Here is a 1,642-nt window from a genome sequence, read left to right on the forward strand (position 1 = left end):
CCGCCGCCGGGTCGACGATCCCGTAGCCGCGCGCGTCGTCACGCCCGCCGGCCGGGGCGTCGCGCGCGGTGTCGGTGAGGAGCTTCTTGATCTGCGCGGGCGAGAGGCCGGGGTGCGCGGACCTGACGAGGGCGACCGCGCCGGAGACGAACGCGGCGGCGGCCGAGGTGCCCCACTCCACGTAGTACTTGCGGTCGGGCGCCGGGACGACGATGTCGTCGCCGGGGGCGCTGACGGTGGCGTACCAGCGGCGGGTGGAGAACGAGGCGTGGGTGCCGTACCGGTCGACGGCCGCGGCGGCGATCACCCCGGGATAGGCGGCGGGGTAGGAGATGTGGTCGCCCTTCTCGCCGCCGTTGCCGGCCGAGGCGACGACGACGGCGCCCTTCTTCAGGGCGTACTGGACGGCGGCGTCCTCGCCGGGTTCGGGGTGGGCGGACTCGCTGTCGTCGCCGAGGGAGAGGTTGATGACGTCGGCGCCGTGGTCGGCGGCCCAGCGGATGCCGTCGGCGAGCGCGGTGCCGCGGGTCTTGCGGGCCTTGGCGCGGGCCGGGTCGCTCGCTTCGAGGATGACCCGGACCGGGAGGATCTTCGCCTCGGGCGCGATGCCGAGGACGCCGTCGGCGCGTCCGCTGCCGTGGCCCCGGCCCGCGATGATCCCGGCCATGGCGGTGCCGTGCCGGGCCCAGGCCTTGTCGCCGCGCCCCGCGCCGAAGCCGATGAGGTCCTTGCCGGGCAGGACCTGGCCGGCGAGGTCGGGCAGGCTGCCGTCCACGCCGGTGTCCACCACGGCGACGGTGATCCCCTTGCCGCGCGTGGTCTCCCAGGCCCGGTCGGTGTGCAGGGCGGTCAGGCCCCACTGCTGGGCCCGGATGGTGTCCGCGCCGGCGGGGGTCGCGGGGAGCAGGACGAGGGCCGTGGCCGCGCAGAGGGCGCCGAGGAGGCGATGGCGGGCGCGACGGGTCATTGCGGCTGCTCCGTGAGGTCGGCGACGTGGGTGCGCAGCCCGCGTTCGACGCGGTCGGCCAGGCCCTCGGCCTCGTGGCCCAGCCCGGCCTGGGCGGCGGCGGTCGTGGCGCCCTCGGCCATGGCCGAGGCCGCGGGCTGCGGCGGGGTGCTCGCGCGGCCGTCCGCGAAGCCGGAGACGGCGAAGGCGACGACGGGCAGCCCGGTCAGCACGTGCACGGTCCAGCTGGCGCGCTGCCGGGCGCCGAACCCGGCCGCCGGGCTGTCCGCGACCGGGTAGGTACGGGGCAGCAGATCGGTGCGCCGGTCGAGGCCCTCGGCGGCGAACCGGGCGTTCAGGGCGCGCATCGCCTCGCCGTCGGCCTCGGTGAACACGAGGCCGACGGTGGTGACGCTGCTGGCCGTGGCGTCGGTGTAGGTGGCGCGCAGGACGTGGGCGCAGCCGACCGTGCGCAGGGTCTTGGCGAGCAGCGGGTCGAGCGCGGTGGCGCAGCCGCTGTCCGGGGCGACGGCGAGCCGGGTCCAGACGCGGTCGGCGCCGCCGGGTCCGGCGCCGTCGCCCTTGAGGGTGCGCGGGAAGAGGGTGTCCACGGGGATGCTGTGCCAGGCTTCGCGGCCCACGGCGTACGCGCTGGGGGCGGCGGGCCGGTCCGCGCCGCCGGTGAGCCAGCTGCCG

2 protein-coding genes are annotated in these 1,642 nt (G+C 77.4%); both read right to left on the reverse strand.

The genetic code is table 11. The annotated features are described in order from the left end of the window. A partial coding sequence (gene mycP, locus MHW47_RS35240) for a type VII secretion-associated serine protease mycosin (protein WP_239227884.1) occupies positions 1 to 967 on the reverse strand: 967 nt, incomplete at its 3' end. Then, positions 964 to 1,642 (reverse strand): hypothetical protein (locus MHW47_RS35245; protein WP_239227885.1); only part of this gene is annotated, 679 nt, incomplete at its 5' end. The genes MHW47_RS35245 and mycP, both read right to left, overlap by 4 nt.

The organism is Streptomyces sp. OfavH-34-F (assembly GCF_022347745.1).
Lineage (GTDB): Bacteria > Actinomycetota > Actinomycetes > Streptomycetales > Streptomycetaceae > Streptomyces.